Source organism: Arthrobacter sp. USHLN218 (assembly GCF_037144715.1).
Taxonomy (GTDB): Bacteria; Actinomycetota; Actinomycetes; order Actinomycetales; family Micrococcaceae; genus Crystallibacter.
Genome location: NZ_JBBCYT010000002.1, coordinates 642,125 through 661,392 on the forward strand (window position 1 = coordinate 642,125; position 19,268 = coordinate 661,392).

Sequence of the window (19,268 nt, forward strand, 5' to 3'; positions counted from 1 at the left end):
CCTCTCAGCCGAGCAGCCGGGCCAGTACCGCGCGGGTCACTGATTCGTCCTCTGCCGAGCTCAGCGCCCGCGCCGCCCGGTGGGTGTTGGCCTTGTACCGCTCCACATCGGCGTTCGTCAGGGATGCCACCGCCCGCGTCAGCGCGGCATTGCTGAAATCCTCGGTGATGACGCCGAGGTCGTGCTCCTGCATCAGCTTTGCCGTTTCGGGCGAGGGACTGAAGACCAGGGCCAGCCGCGCCTGCACGAAGTCGAAGAACTTGTTCGGCAGCATCAGCCGGTGATTGGTGGTCTGGGGCGGCAGGCTGAAGACTCCCACGTCGTACCGGTTAAGCGTCGCCGGCAGTTCCTCCGGCGTGACCGCATCGTGGAAGGTAATGCGCGGGTCTCCGGCGGTCAGGTCCTTGAGCTGCTGCCAGTACCGGCCCCCGTCGCGGGCCTTCACCAGGTAGAGGTCCAGAGTGAACCGGTCGTCGAGCGCCTTGACGGCTTCGATGGTCCCCTCAAGGTTCCGGCCCGGTACCGCCGCACCGCTGTGGACGAGGCGGATCCTGCCGGGCGCCGGTGGCGAAGGTTCCAGGTCGCGGAAGGGGCCGGCGTTGCGGACTACCTCGGTGCGGCAGCCGAACTGTTCCGTATACAGGGACGCGATGGAGGCGTTAACCGCAGTCACCGCCGTCGTTCGGGGTAAGTACTTGGCGCAGATGCTGTACATGTAGGGCTTGACGAGCAGCCGCCAGGGCAGGACATGGGCACGTTCCTCCGGCGCCCATTCGTGCATGTCGCCCCACACCGGTGCGCCGTGGGCAACCGCGTGCGCGAGCGGGAGCGCCCGGGCCTCATTGGCCACGACCAGGTCGAAGGTACGGTCGCCGACCAGCTCGCGGGCCTGTTTGAGGGCCGGCGCGGACAACTCGACGGCGGCAAAGCGCCGCAGGGCCAGCTTGAGCACGCCCGCGGGGGTCTGCGGCAGGGACGGCAGCGCGGAGTCGACTTCCAGATGGTGGGTGGCGCCCGGCGGCCGGTTGCCGTAGCAGAGCGTGGTGACCTCGCCGGCTTCGGCCAGCAGCCGAACCTGACGCAGCACCCGGGAATCGGCCTCGATATCGGAGAAGGAGATACACAAGATCCGGGGGGCTGCCATCATGTCCTTGTCTGTCGCGCTCACGCCAACGGCCTGGCTCCGGCGGCAGGGACGCGGTCGGGGCCAGGACAAGCCTACCGTCCGGGTACCAGCGGAAAACCCAAGGTGGCCCGGCTAGGATTGCTGTGTCCACCGCGGCCGGGCCGCCGCGCCCGCCGAGAACCCCGTCAGGATGCATGTGAAGATAGCGATCACCAAGAGCACCTTGCGGATCCCGCCGACCTACTTCGCCGTGGCCCACGCGGAGCACCTCAAGGACAGCCACGACTTCCGGGTCTTCACGCTCGTGGCCGAGATCCGGGACAAGTCCATCACGGTCCCCATCACGGACTTCGTGCCCGGGCAGCTGCTCGGATTCCGCCGCCGCGAGCTGGTGATGCCGGCCTTCATGCCCGCGATGACCCTGGCGGTGCGCCGGTACAAGCCGGACATCGTCCATCAGCACTTCGGGACCTGGTCCCGCCCCGCCGTGGAAGCTGCCAGGCTCTCCGGGGTGCCGCTGATCACGACCCTCCATGGCTCCGACGTTGTGTCACTGGCGAATCCGGCGGACACGATGATGGCCAAGTGGCACCACCGCAACGTGCTGGCCGCATCCGCACAGAGCCAGCGGCTGCTCGCCGTCAGCAACTACCTGGCCGGGCAGGCCACCGCGCTGGGGATGGATGCGGACAAGATCGAGGTCCACTACCAGGGCGTCGACACGGACTACTTCACTCCCGGCGCACGGGAGGAACGGGAAACACCGATCGTGCTTTTCGTGGGCACGCTGAACACGCAGAAGGGGATCCGGGACCTGATTGACGCCTCCCTGGCGGTCTGGCGCAAGGCCCGCCACCGGCTCGTAGTCATCGGCGACGGCCCGCTGCGCGACGCCGTCGAGGAGCAGGCCGCGAGCCATCCGCACATAGATTTCCTCGGCCGGATGGACCGCGAGGCGATCCGCGGCTGGATGCAGAAGGCCCACGTGCTGGTGGCACCGAGCCAGGAGGCCGGGGGAGCGCGGGAGGCAGCGGGCCTCGTGGTGCTGGAGGCCCAGGCCTGCGGGACCCCCGTGCTCGCGTACCGCAGCGGGGGCATTCCGGAGATGCTCGACGACGGTACAACCGGCTTGCTCGCAGGCGAAGCGGACTACTCCCAACTGCGCGACGGCCTGCTCGAGCTGCTGAGCCTCAGTGACGCGAGCTACCAGAACATGCGCACGGCGGCGCGGCAGTTCGTCGTCGAAAACCGCTCGCTGGCCGTCAGCGCGGAGCAGTTGGATGCCCATTACCGCATGGTCGGGGCCCACGCCTGACGGGTGCCATGGTCCTATGTCCCTTGTGGAATACTGGGCTGGTGAGTCGTTCCTGGGTAGTCGTGCCAATGTTTAACGAGGCTACCGTTATCGGTTCGGTTGTTACCGGCTTGCTCGAAGAGTTCAGCCATGTGGTGTGCGTCGACGACGGCAGCTCGGACGGCTCGGCGGAGATCGCCCGTTCGGCGGGGGCCGTGGTGGTGCAGCATCCCGTCAACCTCGGTCAAGGCGCGGCCCTCCAGACCGGCTTCGAGTACGCCCTGCAGGACCCGGAGCTTGACGCCGTCGTCACCTTCGACGCTGACGGGCAGCACAAAGTCGCCGACGCAGCCGTGATGCTCGCCAGGGTCCGTGCGGGCGAAGCGGACGTGGTCCTGGGCTCACGCTTCCTTGAAGGCAGCGCCGACGTGTCCCGGCTCAAGCGGCTCGTCCTGCGCACCGCCGCCCTGCAGTCGCGGATGTCCACCGGGCTGCAGCTGACCGACGCGCACAACGGACTGCGGGTCATCGCGGCTCCCGTCGCCGCGAAAATCAACCTGACCCAAAACCGGATGGCACATGCCTCGGAGCTGATCCACCAGCTGGCCGAGCTGAAGCCGGTCCTGGTGGAACATCCCGTCGAGATCGTGTATACCGAGTACTCCAAGGCCAAGGGGCAGTCCCTGCTGAACGGCGTCAATATCCTCGCGGACCTCTTCTTCAGGTGAGCTCATGATCATTCTCGTCCAAATTGTCCTGGTCCTGGCCGTCATCGTCGGCGCGCTTGCGCTCATACGCGGGGGCGGCGACGCCAAGCACCAGGCCGTGCGCCGGATCCTGCTGGTGGCCTTCGCCGCCGTGGCGGTGCTCTCCGTGTTTGTTCCGGGACTGCTGACCCGGGTGGCGAATCTGCTCGGTATCGGCCGCGGCACCGACCTGGTGCTGTACGCGCTGATCGTTGCCTTTATGGTGTTCATGGCGAGTTCGTTCCAGCGCGCACGCCAACTGGAGGCCAGGATCACCAAGCTCGCGCGCCGGATCGCGCTCGATGAGGCGCCGAGGCCCGACGCGTCCGCCAAGGAGCAGCGGGATGGGTGAAGCCGCCGGCCATGGTCGCGGCCCGGCCCTCGAGCCGGAAGCGCAGATCGTCATCGCCGTGCATACGGCTGACCGGCCCATCCGGCGGGCGGTCGAATCCGTCGCAGCGGCGGGCCAAGGCAGGGCCGCCGCCGTCGTTGTTTGCCACAACATGGATCCGGCGCCCGTCCGGAAGGCCCTCGCGGGACTGGACGGGTCTGCTGCCAAGGTCCTGGAGCTCAACGACGGCATCGCCTCCCCGGCCGGTCCGTTCAACTTCGGGCTCAGGTCCGCTACGGCGGAGTTCGTCGGCATCATGGGCTCGGACGACGCGCTGGAGCCCGGCGCCGTCGCGGCCTGGCTGGACCTCGCGGCGTCCACCAACGCCGACGTGGCCATCGCGCCGCTTCGGACGCGATCCGGCTGCCCGATCCTGACACCGCGGGCCCGGGTCCTGCGCGGCCCGCTGGTTGACCCGCTCAAAGACCGGCTGGCCTACCGGACGGCGCCGCTGGGCCTTTTCCGCCGCCGCCTGCTCGAGGCGAACCAGCTTTTGCTGACGGAGGGCCTGCAGACCGGCGAGGACCTCGAATTCGGGCTGAAGCTGTGGTTCGCCGGCGCCGCCATCGCCTACCGGCCTGGCTTGCCCGCCTACTTGGTGGGCGAGGATGCCGAGGTCCGGGTGACCTCCGCCGTCCTTGCGCTGAAGGAGCAGTTCCGCGACGTCCGGCACCTGGTCGAAGGAGAATGGTTCGCCGGCCTTCGTCCGCCCGAGCGGGATGCCATCGCCGTGAAGCTCCTTCGCGGCCACGTCCTCAGCGCGGCCCTGCGCCGCGGATCCGGCTTCGCCTGGGACCCCGCTGACTGCCAGGAGCTTTCCGCGCTGACCAGCGAAATCGCCGCCTTCGCGCCGGGCTCGTCCCGCGCGTTGAGCAGGCCGGACGCAGACCTGCTGGCGGCCCTGCGCGGAACGGGCAGCCCGGCCGACGTGCGCCGGGCCCTGCAGCGGCGGGAGGCCGCCGGCCCGCTGCGGCGGAGCCTGACCAGACATTTGGCCGACAACCTGCGCTCGGAAGCTCCGCTGCGCAGCAACGCAAGTTCACTGCTCGCCTCGGTCTTGGGGAAGGCCCGCCGCCCGCTGCGGGCCTTCCCCGCCGCCAACAGCCCGCAGGGGCGGAAGGACGCCACATGAGTTCGAAAGCCGGAAAGCTGCTGATCCTGTCCTTGTCGCCGCTGCGCAGCGATCCCCGGGTGCTCAAGCAGATCAACCTGTTCCGGGACAAGTACGACGTCGTCACGTGCGGATTCGGGGCGGCCCCCGACGGCGTCAAGGACCATGTGGAGCTGGCGACCGGCCTGCCGAGCTGGCCACGGGACCCGAAGGGGCTGCTCAAGCGCCGCTACCGGCAGGTGTACTGGAACATAGCGGCCGTGGCCGAGGCCAACAGACTGCTCCGCGGCCGGCGATTCGACGCCGTCCTGGCCAACGACGCCAACACCCTCCCGCTGGCGCTGAGCCTCGATAGCACCCACGGCGTGCACGCGGACCTGCACGAGTTCGCGCCCAAGGAACACTTCAATAAGCCTGCGTGGCGGCTGCTGGTTGCACCCTACGTGCGCTGGGTCTGCCGGACCTTCCTCCCGCAGGCCAAGTCGGTGACCACCGTGTCGGACGGGATCGCCAGGCAGTATGGCCACGACTTCGGGGTCGAGGCCGCCGTCGTAACCAATGCGGCACCCTACGCGGACCTCGCGCCGAGGCCGACCAGCCGGCCGATCCGCCTGATCTACAGCTCGGCGGGCCAGCGCTACCGGCGGATCGAAGACATCATCTCGGCGATGGACGGGGCGCCGGAGGGTCTGGAACTGGACCTGATCGTGATGCCGAATGAGCCGGCCTATGTGGAGGAGCTGCGGCGCCAGGCCGAGCCGCTGGCCAACGTCCGCTTCCGCGAGCCCGTACCGTACAGCGAGCTGGTGCGCACCATCAGCGAATACGACGTCTCTATCTCCGTCATCCCGCCCACCAACTTCAACCTGGCGAACGCCCTGCCGAACAAGTTCTTCGAGGCGGTCCAGGCACGCACGGCGTTGATCATCGGGCCGTCCCCGGCGATGCAGGACCTGCTGGAACGGCACGGCCTCGGTGCCGTAACGGCGGACTTCTCCGCCGCGGCCCTGCGGAAGGTCCTGCTCGGGCTGGCGCCGGAGCAGGTGGACCAGTGGAAGAAGAACGCCCACCAGGCGGCCGAGGAACTCTCGTCCGAATACCAGAACCGGGGCTGGGAACGTGCCGTCGACGCCCTGTTCGACGGCGACCGGCGGGAGTCGCGTTGACGGGCCAGGGGGCAGCTCGGGCCGCGGCCACCCCCAAGGTGCTGCACGTGTATGACGCTGCGGACGTCGGGGCCACGCTGGTGAAGTACGGGCGCCGGGAGGGACTGCCGTGGCGGCATTTCAACCGCCTGCCTCCTTCGGATACCGCCCGTGGCCCGTCCCCCGGGTCGCGCCCCGCGCGCATGGCCGCCGAACTGGCCTGGCAGGCTGCGCGGGCGGCGGGCATACTCCGGGCCGACCTGCTGCATCTACATTCCGGCTCCCGGCTCGGGGTGGTCCGCTCGCGTCCCTACCGCCCCTTCGTGCTGCACTTCCACGGCACCGACATCCGCACCCAGTTCTATGAGCCCGCCCGGCGCCCCGCGCTCCAGTGGGGAGCTGACCACGCCGCCGTCGTCCTCTATTCGACGCCGGACCTGGCGGAACATGCTGCCGAGGCACGCTCTGACGCCGTCTATCTCCCCAACCCGCTGGACACCGAAGAACTGCCGGCATGGACCCCGGCGTCCCGGCCGCGCGTCGTCTTCGCGTCCCGCTGGGACGACTCCAAGGGAGGCAGCGCCCAACTGGAGGCAGCGCGCTCGGTGCTGGCCGCCGTCGGACCGGAAACCGAGGTGCAGGGACTGGACTGGGGCAACGGGGCAGCGCAGGCCGCCGCGCTCGGGGTGCGGCTGCAGCCCAAGATGCCGAAGCCCGCGTACCTGCGCTGGCTGGCCTCCGCCCACTGCGTGGTAGGGCAGAGCGGGGGAATCATGGCGATGAGCGAGCTGCAGGCCGTGGGGATCGGCGTGCCCGTGGTGATGCGCCCGGCCGCCGGATACTACCCTGGACCGTCGCCGGTTCTGCAGCCGGAGCGGGCCGAAGACTTCGGCGAGCACGTCCGCAAAGCCATCGAAGACCCGCAGGGCGTCTCGGCCCAGCTCGACGGACCGGGCTGGGTCCGTGCCAACCACGGCCCCGAGCGCATCGTCCAACAGCTCGCCGGGATCTACGCCGGGATCTGAGGCCTTCGCCGCCTGCGGTTTACTGCTGGACGCTGTCTTCCGTCGTACCCGCCAGCCCGGCCAGGGCCGCCTGCTGCGCAAAGTCGGGCACCTCCGCCACGACCTCGTCGAACGTGCCGAACGCCGCCACGGCCCCGTCCCGCATGAAGAACACCACGTCAGCGTGGCGGATGGTCGACAACCGGTGCGCCACCGTGATGACGGTGACGTCGCCGTGCAGCTGGCCGATCGCCGTCGTCACCGCCGCCTCCGTGGCCGTGTCCAGCGCCGAGGTCGCCTCATCCATCACCAGCACGCGGGGGTTGTCGTAGAGCGCGCGGGCGATGCCGAGCCGCTGCCGCTGCCCGCCGGACAGGGCCAGGCCGCGCTCGCCGACCAGGGCGTCGATGCCGCCCTCGCGGGCATTGAGCGTCTCGAGCAGCTGGGCCCGGGCCAGCGCCGTGCGCACGCGCTCCCGGTCGACATTGTCCGGATCCCAGGCGAGGGCCACGTTCTGCGCGACGGAGGCGTCGAAGAGCGAGACCTCCTGCGGCACATAACCGATTCGCCGCCGCCAGGACTTGAGCACGGACCCTAGGGGCTCGCCGGCCACCTCGATGCGGCCCTCGCTCGGCTCGAGGAGCCCGAGCAGCAGGTCCACCATGGTGGACTTTCCGGCTCCGGAAGAACCGACGAAGGCCACGTGGCTGCCGGCCGGGATGCGGATGCTCACCGAATCGAGCGCGGGGGAACGCGCGTCCGGGTAGCTGAAGCTCACGTCGCGCAGCACAATGTCGGCGGCGCGGTCGGGCAGCTCGTGCTGCGGCCGCTCTGCCGTCTGCCGGGCCATCTCCGCTTCGCCCTCGCGGATGTCCTGCACGATCTGGCGGGCGAAGGATCCGCTGGTGTTGACGGAGGACTGCACGGCCTGCATGCGCGTCAGCGACGGGATCAGCCGGAAACCGGCCACGGCGAACAGGCCGACGGCACTGACCGCCCCGGCCGGACCGCCGGTCAGGTAGCCCACGCCGCCCAGCAGCGCGAAGCCGACGACCAGTGCCGTCTCCAGCACGTAGCGCGGGATCTGCGAAATCTGGATGGCTCCGGCGCGGGCGTAGGAGGACCGGGTGCGCGTGGCGTGCACCTGCTCCTGCACCTCGCCCGCCCGGTCGGCCAGCGTGATCTCCTTCAGCGCGCCGAGCGCCTCGTACAGCGTCTTCGCCGTCCGGTTGGACCATTCCCGGTTCTCGCGGCCGATCGCCACGGCGCGCGGGGAGATCACCTTCGCCAGCAGCAGCGCCACCAGGCCCAGGTAGATCATCGTGACAACGGCGATCACCGGCTGCGCCACAAAGAGTACGACGACGACCGCGGCCAGGGTGCCGAGCTCACCGAACAGGGACATCGCCGGCATCAGCACGCCGGAAACGGTGATGCCGACGCCGACATCCACTGAGCGCACGATCTCCGCCGAGTTCCGTCCTAGCCGTTTTTCCCACGGGGAGGCGAGGTACGCGGCGAAGAGGCGGTCGCCGATGGCCACCTCGTGCCGCGCGAAGCGTTTCGTGGCGTAGCGCAGGAGCAGCACCGCCAGCACGCCCTTGAGCACGATCAGCAGGCAGATCACGATCAGCAGCGGCAGCACCAGGCCCTGCTCGGTCAGGTTGCCCAGCACCGGGAACGTGACATCTTCACCGCCGACGAGCGCGGGCAGCAGCGCCGCCACCAACCCCAGGGCGACGACATCGAGCAAAGCCAACGCTGCCGAGGCGGCCGCATAGCCGGTGAGGAAGCGCCGGCTGCCGTCGGGGAGCGTCTTGAGCAACGGGCCGATGATTTTGAAGATGCTGTTCATACTTGCACCAACATTAGACGTCTTATCCACAATCCGCGTCCCGGCTCTTCTCCGATATCCACGTTTCACCTAGGGTCGGAACGGAATAGCAGACCGGCGGCGGGCACAGTCTCAAACAGGCCCGCCGCCGCCACACGGCGCTGTGCGCCAAGGGGGATGGCATGGACGGCATCCGGATAGTCGAAGACGAGGTGCGCGAGCTGATCCGCCGCCGCGGGATCGATCCTGCCCAGCAGGCCGGCGAAGTGCGGCGCCTGGTGGACGCGGCGGTCGAGGACTACGACGAGCGCTCCATGCTCGGGACGCTGCCGCCGCTGGGGCAGCTGGAGTACGCCCGCAAGTACGTCTTCGACGCCGTCGCCGGCTTCGGCCCGCTCCAGCCCCTGCTGGATGATCCGCTGATCGAGGAAATCTGGATCAACTCGCCGTCCGAGGTGTACGTGGCCAGGGGCGGCGAGTCCGAGCTGACCTCGGTGACGCTGAGCCAGCAGCAGGTGCGCGACCTGGTGGAACGCATGCTGAAATCGTCCGGGCGCCGGCTGGACCTCTCGTCGCCGTTCGTCGACGCCGCCCTCCCGGACGGTTCACGGCTCCACGTGGTGATTCCCGACATCACCCGGAAGCACTTTTTCCGAACTGGTTAGGTCGTGAAGCGGGCTTTTTCGTCGCCGCGGTTACCGGTTTTCGATCCGAGTGGTGGGCATGGGCAACAGGGTTGTGGTTGCTCTTCGAGTGTCGGTCTTGTGCATCTGGTCGAGCGTCGATTCTGCTGCGGTGAGGCTGGTCTGCAGGCCTTCGACCTCGCCGAGCCAGCCGTTTGTTTCGGCTTCTTTGATGCGGTCGTGAAGGTTGCCGATGATTTTGGTTAGTCGTTCTTTTTGGGTTGGGTCCGGCCGTAGCAGGGAGCAGCGGATGCAGGCGTGCTCGTGCTGGCAGCTGCTGCCGTAGGCGCGGCCGCAGGTGCCGAGCTCGACGCGGCGGGTGACGAAGTGACGTTCGAACTCGTCCCATTCTTCAGGGGTTGGCTCGCGGTATTCGTCGCTCGGCCTTGTTTGGCGTCGTCTGGCGATGAAACTTCGGTGCTCACGGATCACGTGCTGCGGATAGACCGCTGCGTATCCCTGGGTCGTGACAATTGACTTGTGGCCCATGAGTTGCTGAATGATGTGTGGTGGCATGCCGGAGGCAAGTGCGTCGGTGGCGAAGATCCGGCGGAAGTCGTGCGGTGTCAGCCGGGCCGGCCGCCCTGCGACTTGAATGCCGGCGCGGCTGAGTAGTCCGTTCAGTAGTGCGCGGATGGCCCCTGGGCTGGTGACTCTGGCGAGGCCGCCCCTTTGCCGACCTTGGAATAGAAATGGAAGTGGGTCAGACCAGATCTTCTCGTAGGGGTCGTAGCGCTGGACCAGTGCAACCCTGCCGTCGGATCCGCGCACTCTCGCTATCACTTCGGCCAGCACGTGGGCCAGTTCCGGTCCCGCGACCAGCAGACGTTCCTCGTCGGATTTGCTGGGTGCGATGTGCAGCAGCGGCACGACTTCCCCGGTCTGCGGGACGGTGTAGGGCTGCAGGGACAGGTGGGTGAGTTCTAGCAGTTCCTCGATGCGGATGCCGGAATGCCGCAAGACCTCCACGGCGGCCCAGATCCAGAATGCGGCGTCTTCCTTGTCTGTCAGGTGCTTCTCTTGACCAGGGCGGCGCACCCGGATGGGTGAATGTGGGCTTACCTGGATGACCTCCCATTCGTGTCCGTCGAGTGTTAGGCGGGCGCCGTTTCCGAGGGCGGCTGCTTCCGCGAGCTGGTCACGAGCCTGGGCAAGTTCGGTTTCTGCGGCGGTAACGAGCTGAGGGAGGATCGGGGCAAGCTGTCTGATCTTGTGGTGTTGTTCGGAAATCCGCCGGCGGCGGTCTTTGGTGCTGCCGGCAGTGTCGTAGTCGTAGATGAACTGTGGTGCGACCCACTGGGCCCAATACGCGTCGTGCTGCGCCCAGAGTGCAACATCCGAGTAGAACGCAGCGACGGTGTTCATCACTCCTCGGTAATTGCGGCGTGGCGTGCCGTCCGAAAGGATCTTGATCCGCTCTTTCCAGTTCTCACCATGTTCGGGGGCCAGCTGGAAGCCGGCGGGTTGGCCGTAGTTGTGCACGACGTCCGCCCAGAACAGTGCCACGAGGCGCGATGCCACGCTGTTCATGCTCGTGTAGTCCAGCGAAGGCTGGCGCGCTTTGAGGTACCGGATCAGGACGCTGCGCTGCGGCTCGGCGATATTGTGCTGGTCGACGAGCTGTTCGCAAGTCTTGCGGCCGACGCGATGGATGCGGCCGGGGAAGCGGACCGAATCGCTGTGCAGCCAGCCAAGTTCGCGCAGGACGTGCCAGACTGAGGCTAACTGCTTGCTCGCGACTGTCCTGCCGTCGTTGTATGCCCGTGCCATGGTGAGCACGTCTTCGGCGGTGATCTGGTGAATCGGCTTGCCCGTGTGGGCGACCAACTGCCCGCCGGTCCTCAGAGCTCGCGCCTGGGTTTGGGGAACCAGGCGCAACGTAGCAATGCGGGCTTCGAACAGCTGCCATGTGCTGTCATCGCGGTCGCGGCCGATGGCTGGCCAGAATTGCAGGCGCCGGCGGTTCATCCACACATATGACGGTCGCACCAGGTCCAGCGACACCATCCAGCGCAGTGCAACGTGGTAGTGGGCTGCCTCCCATCGCTCCAGATCCCGGTGCACTATTGGGAATAGCCAGCTCCTCCCGGTCGGTCCAGACTCCTCGACCGCGTTATGCCACCGCTCGTGCCATGTTTCACCGTCGTAGCCGGCGAGGAAATCGAGCAGCTTAGCCGCAGCCGGCCCCGCTTCCTGATTCTGTGAGCAGATGGCCTCGATGATCTTCTCGGACGGGGCGTTTGCGAGCTCGCCGAAGGACACTTCGTCGGCAGTGGCGTCTTCGACTGCGTGCAACTGTGAGGGCGCCGCGCGGCGCGTTGCCCGTCGATGGCTGACTTCAGTCGTCACAGCGGCCCCAGAGGATTTCCAGGTCTTCCTGTGCATAGCCCAGGGCTTGAGCCGGTGTCGCATCGGAAGCCGGAGGGGTGAGGATTGCGCGGTGTGCGGCAAGCACGTCCTCGATCCGCGGCTTTGAATAGAGGGTCAGTGTCTCGAGGGACGCATGCCCGAGGATTTCCTGGACGTGGTGCGGTGTCATCCCGGCGTCCAGCGCGCGGATCGCAAAGGTGTGCCGAAGGTCGTGCAGGGTCCAGTTGCTGCCGAGTGCATCGTTTGCCCGTCGCAGGACGGCACGGAACGCGTCATAGCCCAGCGGTCGGCGGGGTTCCCGTTCAGTCACCCACAGCTCTTCGTCGGCCGCGGCGGGGCCGCGTTCCAGCAAGTAGACACGGAGCCAGATCAGTGCGTGCCCACCGACCGGGATCTGCCGCACCATGCCGCCCTTGGCGCGGATTGTGATCAGCGAGTCACCCCAGTCGATGTCGCCTCCCCTGAGCCCGAGGATCTCGCTCGCACGAGCACCGCTGGTGACATAGAAGGCGAGCAGCGCACGGTCACGGTTGCAGTGCAGGCTGCGGAACAATGCCTCGAACTTGGCATCTGGAATAGCGCGCGGCACCCGCCGGACGGCCTTCTGCCGGTATGCGTCACGCGGTCCGGTCCTGTATGGCTCCAGAGGATTGTGGTGGGCGTTCAAACGAGGATTTAACCGCGGGAACGGATTCACCAGCACTGGACCGCTGCCGCGGCGGTGGAACTCGTAGAAGCCACGGCCAGCGGTCAGCGCACCATTGATCGCGGCGGCGGAGTACTTCGGACCCAGGTTGGTCTTGCCGGTGACGCCGTTGATGCCAGGACGACTTTCGGGTGGCCGCTTCGATCCGAGGAACTTGTCGGCGCTCCGCATCCAGAGCACGAACTCTTGGGTATCCCGTTCGCCCGCCTCCAACCATGGACGGCCGACGCTCCAAAGGAACCGCAGATAGATCAACAGACTGTTCGCGTAGGTCCGGATTGTGAGCTGCGAACGGTCGCACGCGATCAGATTCCGAAACCACTCAGTCGCCGCAACGAACTCCTCGCCGACAGGGTCCAGGATTCGATAGCCCGGCACACCCGCTGTCGCGACAACCCTGCCGAGTTCGGCCACCAATACCGACTCGACCGGCTGACGTGCTCCCGCATCACCCGCTGCGTCCACCACACCAAAGTCGCACCAGTTGACGAGTGCGGGAGAGACCGACACGCCGCAGTATCGGCTCAACAGTTCGGTTAGTTCACAGGGCCGTGAACATCCGCAAGTTCATCGCCAAGGCCTCGCGGCTTGAACATCTGGTGGAACTCGGCTCGCTCTCGCCCGAAGCCGCGCGGTTCCTCGCCGCGGCCGTGGCCAGCGGCCTCAACATCCTGGTCTCGGGAGCGACACAGGCCGGCAAGACCACCATGCTGAACTGTCTGGCCGCCAGCATCGGCAGCCGTGAACGCGTCGTCACCGTGGAAGAGATCTTCGAGCTCCGCCTGCCGCTCCGCGACGTCGTCGGCCTGCAGTGCCGCCAGCCGAACCTCGAGGGCGGGGGAGAGATCCCTCTGCGTCGGCTGGTCAAGGAGGCCTTGCGCATGCGCCCGGACCGGCTGATCGTCGGCGAGGTGCGCGAAGCCGAAAGCCTCGACATGCTGATTGCTTTGAATAGTGGCCTGCCAGGCATGTGCACCGTCCACGCGAATAGTGCGCACGACGCGATCACGAAGATTTGCACGCTTCCCCTGCTGGCCGGCGAGAACATCTCTTCCGCCTTCGTGCTGCCGACGGTGGCATCCTGCATCGACTTGGTAGTGCACTGTACCCGCGCCGCCTCGGGCAAACGGCAGGTCGCGGAAATCGTTTCCCTCGGCCGCCGGGTGGAGAACGGGATCATCGAAACCTCGACGCTGTTCAGCCGGCGGGACGGGGATCTGGTGGCGAGCGAGTCCGCCAGCCCCAGCGAGGAGAAGTTCGCCCGGGCCGGTTACAACGTGATGCAGCTGATCGGCAGCACGCCATGACGGCCGCCGCCGGGCTGGCGGGCGGAATCGGCCTCTTCCTGGTCTGGTGGTCCTGCTGGGAGGTTCCTGTCCCGCGCCAGCGACCCGTACGACGGACCCGGCCCAGCCGGCTGCAGGAGATGATCAGGCAGGCTGGCATCCAGAGGGTCAGTGTCCAGGGCCTTCTGGCCAGTTGCGCCGGTACCGGGGTGTTCACCGCCCTGCTCATTCTGGTCATCACCCAGTCGCCTCCGATCGCCGCCTGCTTCGCTCTTTTCGGCGGGTGGTTGCCTTATCTGCTGGTCCGGTGGCGCGCACGACGGCGGGTGGCTGCGATGCGGGAAATCTGGCCGGACGCGGTGGACCACCTTCGCTCGGCCATCCGGGCGGGGCTGTCCTTGCCGGAAGCGCTGGTCCAGTTGGGTACCCGCGGACCCGTGGAACTGCGGGCTGCCTTCCTCGAGTTCGGCGCCGATTATCGTGCGGGCGGCCGGTTCGACCAGTCCCTGGAGCGGCTGAAGGAACGGCTGGCGGATCCGGTCGCGGACCGCATCTTCGAGGCACTCAAGATGACGCGGGAGGTGGGAGGAACGGACCTGGGGAAGCTACTGGGAACCTTGGCCGACTTCCTCCGGGACAGTGCCCGGACGCGCAGCGAGCTCGAGGCGCGCCAATCGTGGACTGTCAACGCCGCCCGTCTGGCGGTGGCGGCGCCGTGGATCATCCTGATGCTGATGGCGACCCGGCCGGAGGCAGTCGCCGCCTATAACACCGCGGCCGGCGCCATGGTGCTTCTGGGTGGACTCGTGGTTTCGGTGGTTTGCTACCGGCTGATGCTCAGGCTCGGGGCCCTCCCGGAAGACGAGAGGGTGCTGCAATGAGCAACCTGCTGACTCTCGGAATCCTGGTCGGCGCCGTGCTGGGAAGCGGACTGTGGCTGGTGTTTGTCCGCCTGCCGGTGATGCGCAGGACGCGTTTCGTCGATCGGATCTCGCCGCAGCTGAAGTCCGTGGACGTGCAGTCCCGGCTTCTGGCGGCAGGCCCGGGCACCGTGACTCCCTTCGGCGCGCTGGAGCGCATCGTTCGCCCCGTGGTCTCGGACCTGATGTCGTGGTTTGGCCGGTTCAACTACGGCACGACGGTACTGACCAAGCGCCTGGCGCAGGCGGGCCGGAAGCAAAGCCCCCTCGACTTCCGGGCCGAACAGCTCATGTGGGCGGTGGGCGGCCTGGCCCTGGGCGTGGCGCTCGCAGTCATCTCAGCGGCCAGCGGCGGCTTCGATCCGGTCGCCGCGGTCGTGTTCACCGTGGGGCTGGCGGCCGGTGGATTCCTGCTCCGCGACTACCTGCTCACCATGCAGATCCAGCGCAGGGAAACCAAGATGCTGGCGGAGTTTCCCAGCCTGGCCGAACTGATGGCCCTGGCAGTCAGCGCCGGGGAAAGCGCAACCGGGGCGCTGGAACGGATTTGCCGCACCTCCCAGGGCGAGCTCGCCGGCGAATTCGCGTCCGTGCTGGCCGCGACTCGGGCCGGCACTCCCTTGCTGGCCGCGCTCCAGGAGTTCTCGCACCGCAGCCGGCTGGCAGCCTTGATCCGGTTCGTCGATGGCATCACCGTTGCCGTCGAAAGAGGGACACCCCTGGCCGATGTGCTGCGGGCCCAGGCCCAGGACGTGCGTGACATGGCCAAACGGGACCTGATGGAGGCGGCGGGCAAGAAAGAGATCGCCATGATGGTCCCGCTGGTTTTCGGTGTCCTCCCGCTGACCGTCCTTTTTGCCGTCTACCCGGGCCTCGCCCTGATCGACCTCGGTTGGTGAGGGCGTGGCCACGGTTTCCAACATCACGAAAAGCCCCAACGAGAGAAGGCCAGTCATGAGCAAGCATTCGTTCTTCCTGTGGATCGCAGCCTTGCTGTCGATAACAATGTCGCAGGCGGCAATCCGGCTGCGGACCACGTTCGCCGACGGTGACAGGGAACGCGGAGATGTTCCCGGGTGGGTCATGATCACGTTGATGTCGGCGGTCCTGGTGGCCGGAATACTGGCGATCGCGAAGCCGGCCCTCGAGGGGCTGTTCAACGACGCCATGGGACGGGTCAGCCAGCCCTGATGCGGTCGGGCAGGCAACGCTTGAGGGTGCGGCTTGTCGTCTCCCAAGACAAGGGATCGGCCGCAGTGGACTTCGTCCTGGTCGGCGGCATGCTGGCGCTCATCTTCGTCTCCATCATGCAGCTGGCCTTGGTGCTGCACGTCCGGAACACGCTGATTGATGCCGCCGGAGCCGGAGCCCGGTACGGTTCGCTGGCGGATCGGGGCGCCGCGGACGCGCTTGCCCGGACGGAGGCGTTGATCGACGGCACGCTCAGCCCTGCCTACTCGCAGGATGTCCGGGTCGAAGAGATCAGCCGGGCCGGCCTGCGGACGCTGCGTGTGTCGGTCAGGGCCCCGCTGCCTGCGCTAGGTCTCCTTGGGCCTGCGGGCCTCCTGGAGGTGGACGGCCATGCGCCGCTACCTAGCTGACCAGCCCCGGCTGGCAGCGGTAGTGCGGGCATGCCGGCGGGCCGCCAGGCGGGCATCGGCGGAAGCCCGCGATGAGTCCGGCAGCGCCGTCGTTGAGTTCGTTTTCCTGGGGACGCTCCTGCTCGTCCCGGTCGTGTACTTTGTGATCGCCGTCGGACAGGTGCAGGGCGGATCCTTTGCCGTGGTGAGTGCGGCCGACCACGCGGCGAAGGTGTTCGCCGCAGCGGAAGAGCCGGGTGCAGCCCACAGCCGGGCAGCGCAGGCCGCCCTCGTGTCTGTCCAGGATTTCGGGTTCGACGCCGGAGACCTCACGGTCTCGATCGCGTGCGGGTCCGGGGCGTGCCTGGAACCGGGGTCGACGGTGACGGTCGAGATCGCCCTCGATGTGCCCCTGCCGTTGACGGGCGGGCTCGGGATGTCATTCGCCCGGGTCAACTCCTCGGCCACGCAGATCGTCGAGCAGTACGGATGAGCGCGTTTTCGGTGTCGGGGGCCCCCGGGCGGCGAAGCTCCGCGCAGCCAGCAGCCTCGACTGTCAGCCGAGAGGAGGAAGAGGGGCAGGTCGCTGTCCTGATTATCGGGTTTGTCGCGATCAGTCTGCTGACCCTGACCGTCGTCATGGCTGCTTCCTCTGTCTACATTGAGCGGAAGAAGCTGCTGTCCGTCGCGGACGGGGCTGCCCTGGCCGCCGCAGACACGTTCACCTTGGCCGACGTCGAGACCGGCGAAGGGGCGCCGGTTCCGAGGCTCAGCGATGGGGCTGTTCACAGTGCGGTCCAGCGCTATTTGGCGGAGACCGGGGCTGCCGGCCGTTTCAACGTGCTTGCGGTCAGCGGCGGCACGGGATCACCGGAAAGCCGCACGGCGCACGTGGAGCTGTCCGCCGTCGTCCATCCACCGATGGTGAATTTCCTGGTTCCGGACGGCGTACCGATCACGGTCTTCAGCGATGCACGCTCCGAACTGCGGCGATGAGATCATCATTCCGGCTTGCCGGACTGCCGCGTCGTCGTTCTTGTGCAGTAACGCAGGGCCTGCCACCGGGAACAGCTGGAGCGCCCCGCTGCGTCAGTCCGCACCGACCATGCCGCGGAGGGCCTCGGCGTTGCGGACGGCGTGGCCAAAGCCGTCGTTGTTGAAGTAGACGTAGACATCCCTCCCGGATCCCTGCCACTCATGAATCCTGTCAGCCCACCAGTGCAGGTCCGGTTCTGAATAGGATCCGGCGTAGAGATGCTGATGGTCGGGGCCGTGCATCCGGATGTAGACGAAGGGAGCCGTTGCCGCCAGCACGCACGGCAGGTTGGCGCCGCTCATCACGCAGTAGGCCGCCCCGTGGCGTTCGAGCAGGCGGTAGATGCCTGGGTGATGCCAGCTGGGGTGGCGGAACTCGACGGCGACCCGGATCCAGTCGGGCAGCAGGGCCAGGAAGTAGTCGAGCCGCGCGTCGTCGCGTTCCATCCCGGGCGGCAGCTGGACCAGCAGGACGGCCCGCTTGTCGCCAAGCTCATGCCAGGAATGCTTGATCCGTTCGATCCATGCCTCGGGCGCGTACAGCTTCTTGGCGTGGGTCAGTCCGCGCGATGCCTTGACGGAGAGGCCGAAGCCGTCGGGTAGCCGGCGCCGCCAGCCGGCAAAGGTCGAGTCGCGCGGCCAGCGGTAGAAACTGGCATTCAGCTCGACAGTGCCGAATTTCCGGCAGTAGGACGCGAGCCGGTCGCGGGACGGCATCCCGGCGGGGTAGAGGACCTTTTCCCAATGGTCGTAGCTCCAGCCCGAGGTGCCGATGTGCACGCTCACCTTCCGCCACTATCAGCCACGCGTTCATCCCCGTTTCGCAGTCACCCAAGCAGGACCAGTATTCAGGACACGGGAAGCGCCGGTCGCATGGCGTAGTCTTGAGGGACCATGGCTGAGATCGACTTTCCCGCAGAAATCCGTGCCCTTCGCGCGACGTACGAATCCATTGAAGCTGTTTCGGACGTGGAGACCATCCGGAAAGACATCGCCGTGCTCAGCGAGCAGGCCGGCGTCCCCGATCTGTGGGACGATCCGGCCGCGGCGCAGAAGATCACGTCGAAGCTCTCGCACCGCCAGTCGGAACTGGAACGCCTCGAGAAGCTCTCGGCGCGGATCGATGATCTTGAGGTCCTCGTGGAACTCGGCCAGGACGCGGGCGACGAGGACTCCATGGCCGAGGCCGCCGGGGAACTGCAGTCTTTGAAGAAGGCTCTATCGCAGCTGGAAGTGGTTACCCTCCTGGCCGGCGAATATGACGAGCGCGAAGCCGTCGTGACGATCCGTTCCGGCGCCGGCGGTGTTGACGCCGCGGACTTTGCGGAAATGCTGATGCGCATGTACCTGCGGTGGGCCGAGCGGCACGGCTACCCGACGGCAGTGCTCGACACCTCCTACGCCGAAGAGGCCGGGCTGAAGTCGGCCACGTTCGAAGTGAAGGCGCCCTACGCCTTCGGAACGCTGTCGGTGGAAGCCGGCACTCACCGTCTGGTGCGGATCAGCCCCTTCGACAACCAGGGCCGGCGCCAGACGTCGTTCGCCGCCGTGGAAGTGATCCCGCTGATCGAACAGACGGACTCCATCGAAATCCCGGACAACGAGATCAAGGTGGACGTCTTCCGGTCCTCGGGCCCGGGCGGACAGTCCGTGAACACGACGGACTCGGCCGTGCGCCTGACCCACTTGCCCACGGGCATCGTGGTTTCCATGCAGAACGAGAAGTCCCAGATCCAGAACCGCGCCGCCGCCATGCGCGTGCTGCAGTCCCGGCTGCTGCTGCTCAAGAAGGAGCAGGAAGACGCCGAGAAGAAGGCACTAGCGGGTGACGTGAAGGCCTCCTGGGGCGACCAAATGCGCTCCTACGTGCTCAACCCGTACCAGATGGTCAAGGACCTCCGGACTGAACACGAAGTGGGCAACACCGGCGCGGTGTTCGACGGCGAAATCGACGATTTCATCGACGCCGGTATCCGGTGGCGTGCCAATAACCGGAACGCGGCCGAGTAGAACTCCGGCGAGTAGGAACGCTTCCGA

Annotated in this window: 18 protein-coding genes and 2 pseudogenes; 15 read left to right on the forward strand and 5 right to left on the reverse strand. The window is 67.2% G+C overall.

What is annotated here, in order from left to right; genetic code table 11:
- Positions 1-4 precede the first annotated feature (4 nt).
- Positions 5-1,168: a hypothetical protein gene (locus tag WFH44_RS06655; RefSeq protein WP_336712679.1), complete on the reverse strand. Its 1,164-nt coding sequence runs from the start codon at positions 1,166-1,168 to the stop codon at positions 5-7.
- Between the two features lie 154 nt (positions 1,169-1,322).
- Here WFH44_RS06655 and WFH44_RS06660 point away from each other — a divergent pair, with 154 nt between their 5' ends.
- Genes WFH44_RS06660 through WFH44_RS06685 form a run of 6 tightly spaced genes read left to right on the forward strand, consistent with a single transcriptional unit; the run spans position 1,323 to position 6,838 of the window.
- On the forward strand, positions 1,323-2,441 hold the full coding sequence (locus tag WFH44_RS06660) for a glycosyltransferase (RefSeq protein ID WP_336712680.1): 1,119 nt from the start codon (positions 1,323-1,325) through the stop codon (positions 2,439-2,441).
- Positions 2,442-2,449: 8 nt separating this feature from the next.
- A complete protein-coding gene (locus tag WFH44_RS06665; RefSeq protein ID WP_336712682.1) occupies positions 2,450-3,148 on the forward strand; it encodes a glycosyltransferase family 2 protein in 699 nt (232 codons plus the stop codon).
- A gap of 4 nt (positions 3,149-3,152) precedes the next feature.
- Positions 3,153-3,518, forward strand: coding sequence for a DUF2304 domain-containing protein (locus WFH44_RS06670; RefSeq protein ID WP_336712683.1), 366 nt, complete (start codon positions 3,153-3,155; stop codon positions 3,516-3,518).
- A complete protein-coding gene (locus tag WFH44_RS06675; protein WP_336712684.1) occupies positions 3,511-4,689 on the forward strand; it encodes a glycosyltransferase family 2 protein in 1,179 nt (392 codons plus the stop codon). Before WFH44_RS06670 ends, WFH44_RS06675 begins: the two co-directional genes overlap by 8 nt.
- Positions 4,686-5,834 carry a glycosyltransferase gene (locus tag WFH44_RS06680; RefSeq protein WP_336712685.1) on the forward strand — a complete coding sequence of 383 codons (1,149 nt, stop codon included), beginning with the start codon at positions 4,686-4,688 and terminating at the stop codon, positions 5,832-5,834. Before WFH44_RS06675 ends, WFH44_RS06680 begins: the two co-directional genes overlap by 4 nt.
- A gap of 47 nt (positions 5,835-5,881) precedes the next feature.
- Positions 5,882-6,838: a glycosyltransferase gene (locus WFH44_RS06685; RefSeq protein WP_336712686.1), complete on the forward strand. Its 957-nt coding sequence runs from the start codon at positions 5,882-5,884 to the stop codon at positions 6,836-6,838.
- A gap of 19 nt (positions 6,839-6,857) precedes the next feature.
- Here WFH44_RS06685 and WFH44_RS06690 read toward each other — a convergent pair whose 3' ends face one another.
- Positions 6,858-8,672: an ABC transporter ATP-binding protein gene (locus WFH44_RS06690; RefSeq protein ID WP_336712688.1), complete on the reverse strand. Its 1,815-nt coding sequence runs from the start codon at positions 8,670-8,672 to the stop codon at positions 6,858-6,860.
- A 161-nt stretch (positions 8,673-8,833) separates the two neighbouring features.
- On the opposite strand from WFH44_RS06690, the pseudogene WFH44_RS06695 reads away from it, so the two are divergent.
- Positions 8,834-9,301, forward strand: a pseudogene (locus WFH44_RS06695) (CpaF family protein); the annotation flags it as partial.
- Between the two features lie 45 nt (positions 9,302-9,346).
- Here the strand turns inward: WFH44_RS06695 and WFH44_RS06700 are convergent.
- Both WFH44_RS06700 and WFH44_RS06705 read right to left on the reverse strand, forming a co-directional pair.
- Complete coding sequence (locus WFH44_RS06700) at positions 9,347-11,683, reverse strand: tyrosine-type recombinase/integrase (RefSeq protein WP_336712689.1); 2,337 nt, start codon at positions 11,681-11,683, stop codon at positions 9,347-9,349.
- Positions 11,673-12,920, reverse strand: coding sequence for a tyrosine-type recombinase/integrase (locus WFH44_RS06705; protein WP_336712691.1), 1,248 nt, complete (start codon positions 12,918-12,920; stop codon positions 11,673-11,675). Before WFH44_RS06705 ends, WFH44_RS06700 begins: the two co-directional genes overlap by 11 nt.
- 32 nt (positions 12,921-12,952) lie before the next feature.
- Here WFH44_RS06705 and WFH44_RS06710 point away from each other — a divergent pair.
- The 7 genes and pseudogenes from WFH44_RS06710 to WFH44_RS06740 form a co-directional block, all read left to right on the forward strand.
- A pseudogene (locus tag WFH44_RS06710) lies at positions 12,953-13,717 on the forward strand (CpaF family protein); the annotation flags it as partial.
- Positions 13,714-14,577 (forward strand): type II secretion system F family protein, encoded by an 864-nt coding sequence (locus WFH44_RS06715; RefSeq protein ID WP_336712693.1) that lies wholly within the window; start codon positions 13,714-13,716, stop codon positions 14,575-14,577. The pseudogene WFH44_RS06710 and the gene WFH44_RS06715, both read left to right, overlap by 4 nt.
- Positions 14,574-15,515, forward strand: coding sequence for a type II secretion system F family protein (locus WFH44_RS06720; RefSeq protein WP_336712695.1), 942 nt, complete (start codon positions 14,574-14,576; stop codon positions 15,513-15,515). The genes WFH44_RS06715 and WFH44_RS06720 overlap by 4 nt, the downstream gene beginning before the upstream one ends.
- 106 nt (positions 15,516-15,621) lie before the next feature.
- Positions 15,622-15,807 (forward strand): hypothetical protein, encoded by a 186-nt coding sequence (locus WFH44_RS06725; RefSeq protein WP_336712934.1) that lies wholly within the window; start codon positions 15,622-15,624, stop codon positions 15,805-15,807.
- On the forward strand, positions 15,807-16,217 hold the full coding sequence (locus WFH44_RS06730) for a TadE family protein (RefSeq protein WP_336712696.1): 411 nt from the start codon (positions 15,807-15,809) through the stop codon (positions 16,215-16,217). The genes WFH44_RS06725 and WFH44_RS06730 overlap by 1 nt, the downstream gene beginning before the upstream one ends.
- A complete protein-coding gene (locus WFH44_RS06735; protein ID WP_336712698.1) occupies positions 16,198-16,689 on the forward strand; it encodes a hypothetical protein in 492 nt (163 codons plus the stop codon). The genes WFH44_RS06730 and WFH44_RS06735 overlap by 20 nt, the downstream gene beginning before the upstream one ends.
- Complete coding sequence (locus WFH44_RS06740; RefSeq protein ID WP_336712699.1) at positions 16,686-17,192, forward strand: pilus assembly protein TadG-related protein; 507 nt, start codon at positions 16,686-16,688, stop codon at positions 17,190-17,192. The genes WFH44_RS06735 and WFH44_RS06740 overlap by 4 nt, the downstream gene beginning before the upstream one ends.
- A 93-nt stretch (positions 17,193-17,285) precedes the next feature.
- Here the strand turns inward: WFH44_RS06740 and WFH44_RS06745 are convergent, their stop codons facing one another.
- Entirely contained in the window at positions 17,286-18,017 is a 732-nt protein-coding gene (locus tag WFH44_RS06745) for a DUF72 domain-containing protein (protein ID WP_336712700.1), read from the reverse strand.
- Between the two features lie 108 nt (positions 18,018-18,125).
- Between WFH44_RS06745 and prfB the strand changes: the two genes are divergently transcribed.
- Entirely contained in the window at positions 18,126-19,241 is a 1,116-nt protein-coding gene (gene prfB / locus WFH44_RS06750; RefSeq protein ID WP_336712702.1) for a peptide chain release factor 2, read from the forward strand.
- Positions 19,242-19,268: the final 27 nt, after the last annotated feature.

Coding starts and splice junctions, on each gene's coding strand:
- WFH44_RS06730 (WP_336712696.1), top strand. CDS start 15,807: ATGCGGTCGGGCAGGCAACGCTTGAGGGTGCGGCTTGTCGTCTCCCAA.
- WFH44_RS06680 (WP_336712685.1), top strand. CDS start 4,686: ATGAGTTCGAAAGCCGGAAAGCTGCTGATCCTGTCCTTGTCGCCGCTG.
- prfB (WP_336712702.1), top strand. CDS start 18,126: ATGGCTGAGATCGACTTTCCCGCAGAAATCCGTGCCCTTCGCGCGACG.
- WFH44_RS06720 (WP_336712695.1), top strand. CDS start 14,574: ATGAGCAACCTGCTGACTCTCGGAATCCTGGTCGGCGCCGTGCTGGGA.
- WFH44_RS06665 (WP_336712682.1), top strand. CDS start 2,450: ATGGTCCTATGTCCCTTGTGGAATACTGGGCTGGTGAGTCGTTCCTGG.
- WFH44_RS06670 (WP_336712683.1), top strand. CDS start 3,153: ATGATCATTCTCGTCCAAATTGTCCTGGTCCTGGCCGTCATCGTCGGC.
- WFH44_RS06740 (WP_336712699.1), top strand. CDS start 16,686: ATGAGCGCGTTTTCGGTGTCGGGGGCCCCCGGGCGGCGAAGCTCCGCG.
- WFH44_RS06735 (WP_336712698.1), top strand. CDS start 16,198: ATGCGCCGCTACCTAGCTGACCAGCCCCGGCTGGCAGCGGTAGTGCGG.
- WFH44_RS06675 (WP_336712684.1), top strand. CDS start 3,511: ATGGGTGAAGCCGCCGGCCATGGTCGCGGCCCGGCCCTCGAGCCGGAA.
- WFH44_RS06725 (WP_336712934.1), top strand. CDS start 15,622: ATGTCGCAGGCGGCAATCCGGCTGCGGACCACGTTCGCCGACGGTGAC.
- WFH44_RS06690 (WP_336712688.1), bottom strand. CDS start 8,672: ATGAACAGCATCTTCAAAATCATCGGCCCGTTGCTCAAGACGCTCCCC.
- WFH44_RS06715 (WP_336712693.1), top strand. CDS start 13,714: ATGACGGCCGCCGCCGGGCTGGCGGGCGGAATCGGCCTCTTCCTGGTC.